Source organism: Achromobacter dolens, assembly GCF_902859745.1.
GTDB classification, from domain to species: Bacteria; Pseudomonadota; Gammaproteobacteria; order Burkholderiales; family Burkholderiaceae_B; genus Achromobacter; species Achromobacter dolens.
The window spans coordinates 67,265-73,782 of record NZ_CADIJW010000025.1 but is presented as its reverse complement, the minus strand read 5'-3'; the positions used below and the strand labels follow the sequence as shown (position 1 = coordinate 73,782).

The window sequence follows — 6,518 nt, the reverse complement described above, 5'->3', positions numbered from 1 at the left end:
CGCCGCCCGCCGTCCAGCCCGCGCCGCTGGACGCGCCGCCGCCGCTGGCCCAGCCGGCCGCGCCCGCCAAGCCCGCCAACGCGCCCAATGTGGGCGGCGTGTCCGGGGTGCGCCTGAACAACTACGACAAGCCCGCGACGCCCTGACCGCGGGCCGCGCCCCGCTGGTTCCAAAACCCGCCTTCTGGCGGGTTTTTTTATTGCCGGTCGCCGGCGGACCCGCGGCGCGGCTCGGGTGTGCCGGCGCCGAGGGGCGGCGGCCAGGCAAGGCTTCGGCGGTCCGGGGAGGGCGGATTCGTGATCGGGTGTTTCGGGGTTTTCCCTGTAATTTCTCAATCAGTGGGAAAAATTTTCATCGTTACCACCATAAATTGATAATCTCGCTGCCATCACCACCAGGAGTGCTTGTTGATGGATCAGTCGGTAGGACCGGGCGCGGACCGGGTGCTTTACGTGTTGGCCACGCTGGCCCGACACGATGGCCCGCTGAGCATTGCCGCGCTGGCTGAGAAGACCGGCCTGGCGCAGAGCACGCTCTACCGCCAGGTGGCGCTGCTCAAGCGCTGGGGCTTCGTCGCCGAGCACGAGGGCGAGTACGGCCCCGGTCCGCTGTGCGTGCAACTGGCCTGGGGCTTTGACCAGTCGTCGTTCCTGATCCACGAGGCGCAGCCGGACATGGCGGCGCTGGCGGCCGCGTCGGGCGAGACCATCGGCCTGCTGGTGGCGGTCAAGGACCAGGCCGTTTGCCTGGACATGGTCGAGAGCCAGCATCCGCTGCGCTGCTCCTTTACCAAGGGCCGCGGCCTGCCGCTGGCGCGCGGCGCCTCGGCCAAGTCGCTGCTGGCCTTCATGCCGGCGCCGCGCCTGCAGGCCGCGCTGGCCATCCTGGCCCGGGAGTCGGGCGTGGATCCGGCGCGGTTGGCCGACGAACTCGAAGCCATCCGCGCCCAGGGCTACGCCGTGACCGACAGCGAAGTCGACGCCGGCGTCTGGGGCGTGAGCGTGCCGATCTTCCAGCGCGCCAACCAGGCGGTTGCCTCCATCACGCTGATGGCCCCGTCCACCCGCGCCGCCCAGCGGCCGCAGGCCTTCATCGACCTGACCGTCGCGGCCGCCCGCCGCATCTCGGGCAGGCTGCAGGCGCACTGACGCCGCCCGTTTCCGGATTCCATGTTGTCCCCGATATTCCTGCCGCCTCTCTAGACGCCATACCCCACGCCGTACCGATCGCCGTATCCGTATCCACTTTCTCCTATCAGGATTTGCCATGACCACTCGCCGCACCCTGCTGACCGCCGCCCTGACCCTGGGCCTGGCCTGGAGCATGGGCACCGCCCACGCCCAGGAAACCATCCGCGCCGTGACCGACGCCACCTTCCCGCCCATGGAGTTCGTCAAGGACGGCAAGCGCACCGGCTTTGACATCGAACTGGTCGAGGCCCTGGCCGCCGCCATGGGCAAGAAGGTCGAATGGATCGACATCGACTTCAAGGGCCTGATTCCCGCCCTGCAGGCCGGCCGCGCCGACATCGCCGTGTCCGCCATCTACATCACGCCCGAGCGCAGCAAGGTGGTGGATTTCACCGACCCGTACTACGCCGGCGGCCTGGTCGTGCTGACCAAGAAGGATGGCCCGGTCAAGACCCTGAAGGATCTGGACGGCCGCAAGGTGTCGGTGCAGGTCGGCACCAAGTCGGTCAACTACCTGAAGGAACACTATCCGTCGGTGCAGCGCGTCGAGGTCGAGAAGAACCAGGAGATGTTCAACCTGGTGCAGATCGGCCGCGCCGATGCCGCCGTGACCGGCAAGCCGGCCGCCAAGCTGTTCGCCCAGAGCACCACCGACCTGACCGTGCTGGCCGACCAGGTCACCACCGAGGACTACGGCATCGCCGTGCCCAAGAACAAGCCGGAGCTGACGCGCGGCCTGAATGAGGCGCTGCAGAAGATCAAGGCCGATGGCAGCTACCAGGCCATCGTCAACAAGTGGTTCGAGGCGCCCGCGAAATGAACCTGGATTTTGCTCCCGTCTTCGCCGACTTCGACGCCCTGCTGCGCGGCGCGGTGGTCACCATCGAGGTGACCGCCGGCGCCTTGCTGCTGGGCTGTGTCATCGGCCTGCTGGTCGGCGTCGGCCGGCTCAACCCGCAGCGCAGCATTATCTACAACCTGTGCAGCGTCTACCTGCTGTTCTTTCGCGGCACGCCGCTGCTGGTGCAGTTGTTCATCTGGTTCTTCGGCCTGCCGCAGTTCGGCGTGACGCTGCCGGCGTTCGCCTGCGGCGTGCTGGGGCTGGGCATGTATTCCGGCGCCTACGTGTCGGAAATCGTGCGCGGCGCGATCCAGTCGGTCGACCGCGGCCAGACCGAGGCGGCCCGCTCGCTGGGCATGTCGTCGGGCCAGGCCATGCGCATCATCATCCTGCCGCAGGCGGTGGTGCGCATGATCCCGCCGCTGGGCAACGAGTTCATCGCGCTGATCAAGAATTCGGCGCTGGTGTCGCTGCTGACCATCCATGACCTGATGCACGAAGGGCAGAAGATCATCAGCGTGTCGTACCGCTCGCTGGAAACCTATCTGGTGGTGGCGCTGATCTACCTGGTCCTGACCACGGCCGCCATGTTGATACTGCGCAGGATCGAGCAACGCCTGCGCGCGGGGGGGATGGTGCAATGAACGCCGCGAATCCGAAAGAAATGATCCGCATCCGCGGCCTGCAGAAATCCTACGGCGACCACGCCGTGCTGCGCGGCATCGACTTCGATGTGCTGCCGTCGCAGGTGGTGGTGGTGATCGGCCCCAGCGGTTCGGGCAAAAGCACCTTGCTGCGCTGCTGCAACGGGCTGGAAGTGGCCCAGGGCGGCACTGTGGAAATCTGCGGCCAGACGCTGCAGAACGAAGGCGAGCTTTTGCCCGAGGCGGCGCTGAACCGACTGCGCATGCAGGTCGGCATGGTGTTCCAGGGCTTCAACCTGTTCCCGCACCTGTCGGTGCTGGACAACGTCACCGTCGGGCCGCGCACGCTGCGCGGCATGGGGCGTGACGAGGCCAACGCGCTGGCCGAGGACCTGTTGCGCAAGGTCGGCCTGGCGCAGAAGATGTCGGCCATGCCGGCCAGCCTGTCGGGCGGCCAGAAGCAGCGCGTGGCGATCGCCCGCGCGCTGGCGATGCAGCCCAAGGTCATGCTGTTTGACGAACCGACCTCGGCGCTGGATCCGGAGCTGGTGGGCGAAGTGCTGCAGGTCATGAAGCTGCTGGCGCGCGAAGGCATGACCATGATGGTCGTGACCCACGAAATGGGCTTTGCCCGCGACGTGGCCGACGTGGTCGCGGTGATGGACGGCGGCGTGATCCTGGAATCGGGCGCGCCCGAGGTCATCTTCAGCCAGCCGCGCGAGGCCCGCACCCGCGAGTTCCTGCAGGCCGTGCTGAGCACGGGGCAGGGGGCGGCATGACGGCAGCGCAACTCGACCGGAGCCTGTGGACCGCGCGCGACGACAGCGCCGAGCGCGGCGACACGCGCCGCCTGGCGCACATCGTCGAGCCGGCCGCCGGCCAGGCGCCGGCCGCGGGCGAGCCGGTGCTGCTGGGCTTTGCCTGCGATGCCGGCGTGGCCCGCAATCAAGGCCGCGTCGGCGCGGCCGCCGGCCCGGCCGGCATCCGCAAGTACATGGCCGGCCTGCCGGCGCATGGCCTGACGCGCCTGCTGGACGCGGGCGACGTGGCCTGCGAGGGCGACCAGTTGGAGGACGCGCAGGAGCGCCTGGGGCTGGCGGTGGCCGACCTGTTGCGCCAGGGCGCGCGCCCGGTGGTGCTGGGCGGCGGCCACGAGATCGCCTGGGGCAGCTTCCAGGGCCTGGCGCGCTGGCTGGCGGACCGGGGCGATGAGGGCCCGGTGCTGGTGCTGAACCTGGACGCGCATTTCGATCTGCGCACCGGCCGGCCGGGCAGTTCCGGCACGCCGTTCGATCAGATCGCGCATTACTGCGAGGCGCAGGGGCTGGCGCTGCAATACGCCTGCCTGGGCGTGTCGCGGCTGGCCAATACGCCGGCGCTGTACGCGCGGGCGGCCGAAGTGGGCGCGGTGTGGGTCGAGGACCGCGACATGCAGGAACGCCATCTGGCGGCCCGCCTGGCGAACGTCGACGCCTTACTCGCGCGGGCCCGCCACGTCTACCTGACCATCGACCTGGACGTGCTGCCGGCGGCGGTGATGCCGGGCGTGTCGGCGCCGGCGCCCTATGGCGTGCCGATGGCGGTGATCGAGGAGATCGTGCTGCGCGTCAAGGCCAGCGGCAAGCTGCGTCTGGCCGACATGGCCGAGTACAGCCCGCGCTTCGACATCGACGGCCATGGCGCCCGCGCGGCGGCGCGCCTGGCCTGGCAACTGCTGTCCGCCTGACACGGTCCGCGGCGGACTTCCGGCCCGCCGTCATGGCCGCTCGCGCGGCGCATGGCGGCGGGCTTTTTCACGCCTGCGGCGCGGCCAGCGGGATCGACATCTCGTGGTGGAAGAGATTGTCGGGATCGACGCTGCGCTTGGTGGCGATCAGCGCGGCGGTCTTGTTGCCGTAGTACAGGTCGAGCCACTGCGGATCGACGTGGCTGTGGCTGGCGTCGGTGTACTTCATGTCGGTGTCGGGGTAATTGATGTAGCACCCCTCGAACGGCGAGCCCGGCTGGTTGCTGGGCTTGCCGCCGTACTGCGCGAAGTACTCGTCGTACAGGTCGGCGATCCACTTGATGTGGAAGGCGTCCTGCGCCGGATCGGTCCAGTACACCTGGAACTGCGACTTCAGCAGCGACGAGCGCTGGCATACGCTGGTCGGGTTGGCCGTCTCGTCGTTGCGGTTGATGCGGCCGCCGTACGAGTCGATCTGCACCAGCGCCTGGTTCAGGCGCGGATCGTCCGAGCCGTTCAGGTATTCCCACAGGGCCATGATCTCGACGTCGCTGAAATTGGCCTTGTGATAGGCGGACTTGTACTTGCCGCGCTGGTTGCTGCCCGAGCCGTTGATGCTCTGCGTCAGCCACAGCCAGTCCATCTTCTGCGCATCGTTGACCGCATGGGCCAGCATCCGCGGCGCCGGATGGACCACGCGGTGCGACGGGCCGTGCCAATGCGTGGACAGGTTGACGGCGGGGGCGGCGCTGGCCGCCGCGTTCATGGTGGCGACGAAGTCCAGGAACGGCTGGTCGCGCGCGCCGCCGACCTTGCCGTCCTTGCCGGTGTACTGGATGCTCAGCACCACGTCGCCGGTCGAGCGATGCTGCACCTTCAGCAGCGTGAACAGGCCGCCGTTGGCCTTGGCCGGGTCGGGGCTGTTCCAGTCGGCGTCGTGGTCGGCGAACCACTGCCAGTAGGCGCGCATGAAGCGCGCGAAGTTGGCGCGGCCCGTGGCGCCGGCGCCGAAGCTGGCCCAGGGGTAGGACAGCGACAGCCAGTAGGCTTCCTGGGGCGCGGCGGGCAGGTCGGCGTAGTAGTAGGTCAGGATGATGCCGTAGTTGCCGCCGCCGCCGCCGCGGCAGGCGATGAAGAGGTCGCGGTCGGCGCCGGCGCTGTGCAGGTTGACGTGCTTGGCGACCAGCTTGCGCGAACCCGGGCCCTGCGGCACCAGGATGTCCACGCCCGAGAGCCAGTCCACCGTCAGCCCGTGCAGGCGCGACAGCAGGCCGTAGCCGCCGCCGACGATGTGCCCGCCCGAACCGACCGAATAGCACGAGCCGCCGGGCAGGGTGCGGTTGGCGGTCTTGTACAGGTCCAGGTAGCCGTCCCAGTTCTGGTTGCCGGACGCGGCCGCGAAGCGGTAGCGCGCGGCGGGGTTCCAGGGCGAGGGGATGTCGCCAGCCTCGCGGTAGCGCAGGCCGGTCATCAGGCTCAGGTCGATGATGGCCAGCGGCTGGCCGTGGTCCTCGGGCAGTTTGTTGGCCACGAAGCCCTCGTAGCAGTGGCCGCCGCTGCGTACCGTGATGCGGCAGCCCTGGGCCAGCGCGGCGTTGGCCGCGTCGAGCACGTCCTGCGGGGTTTTGCAGACGTAGATGGCGTTGGCGCCCTGGCCCGTGGTGGGGAAGCGCAGGTTGAAACCCTTTTGCAGGGTCGCGTAACGCGGGTCATTGCTGTCAATCAGGGAAAAATCCGACATGCGCACCTCTATGGTTGATTTTCATGAGTGCAGTGATGCCAGCGGGAGTCGCCCGCCGGCAACGCGGGATGACAAGCTTTGGAGCGCCGCCGGTGCCGGGTACCGCTAAAACCGGGGCCGGTTGATTCTGATTTAACTGGATGACGCTTTCAAGCAAGGTGCGACAGGCGCCCCGGGTCGGACTGACACGCGAATGTGATGTGGCGTCGGGGGGCGCAGGCAAGAGGGCGGGAGGGGGCGACCGGCGCCCGGTACGCAGGGCCTTGCTGGCGCCGGTGACTGGCCTGGGGCGAGTCGAGTGCTCGGGGCGGGCGCGCACAGGGTGGACGCTGCCGACGAGCGGGGCTAGGATAGGCGCAGCGTTTCGGCAGGCTCG

6 protein-coding genes are annotated in these 6,518 nt (G+C 68.7%); 5 read left to right on the top strand and 1 reads right to left on the bottom strand.

The annotated features are described in order from the left end of the window. Positions 1–410 precede the first annotated feature (410 nt). The 5 genes from HV783_RS17820 to hutG all read left to right on the top strand — a co-directional run bounded on the left by HV783_RS17820 (position 411) and on the right by hutG (position 4,401). Positions 411–1,148, top strand: coding sequence for an IclR family transcriptional regulator (locus HV783_RS17820; protein ID WP_064522863.1), 738 nt, complete (start codon positions 411–413; stop codon positions 1,146–1,148). A gap of 118 nt (positions 1,149–1,266) precedes the next feature. Beyond that, on the top strand, positions 1,267–2,010 hold the full coding sequence (locus HV783_RS17815; protein ID WP_049074185.1) for a transporter substrate-binding domain-containing protein: 744 nt from the start codon (positions 1,267–1,269) through the stop codon (positions 2,008–2,010). Further along, a complete protein-coding gene (locus HV783_RS17810) occupies positions 2,007–2,675 on the top strand; it encodes an amino acid ABC transporter permease (protein WP_049074183.1) in 669 nt (222 codons plus the stop codon). The genes HV783_RS17815 and HV783_RS17810 overlap by 4 nt, the downstream gene beginning before the upstream one ends. Continuing rightward, complete coding sequence (locus tag HV783_RS17805; RefSeq protein ID WP_100502587.1) at positions 2,672–3,454, top strand: amino acid ABC transporter ATP-binding protein; 783 nt, start codon at positions 2,672–2,674, stop codon at positions 3,452–3,454. Before HV783_RS17810 ends, HV783_RS17805 begins: the two co-directional genes overlap by 4 nt. Then, the gene (hutG, locus tag HV783_RS17800; protein WP_059270165.1) at positions 3,451–4,401 is read left to right on the top strand and encodes a formimidoylglutamase; all 951 of its coding nucleotides are present in this window, start codon (positions 3,451–3,453) and stop codon (positions 4,399–4,401) included. Before HV783_RS17805 ends, hutG begins: the two co-directional genes overlap by 4 nt. 67 nt (positions 4,402–4,468) lie before the next feature. Here the strand turns inward: hutG and HV783_RS17795 are convergent, their stop codons facing one another. Next, a complete protein-coding gene (locus tag HV783_RS17795) occupies positions 4,469–6,142 on the bottom strand; it encodes an FAD-binding oxidoreductase (protein ID WP_175189588.1) in 1,674 nt (557 codons plus the stop codon). Between the last annotated feature and the right edge of the window lie 376 nt (positions 6,143–6,518).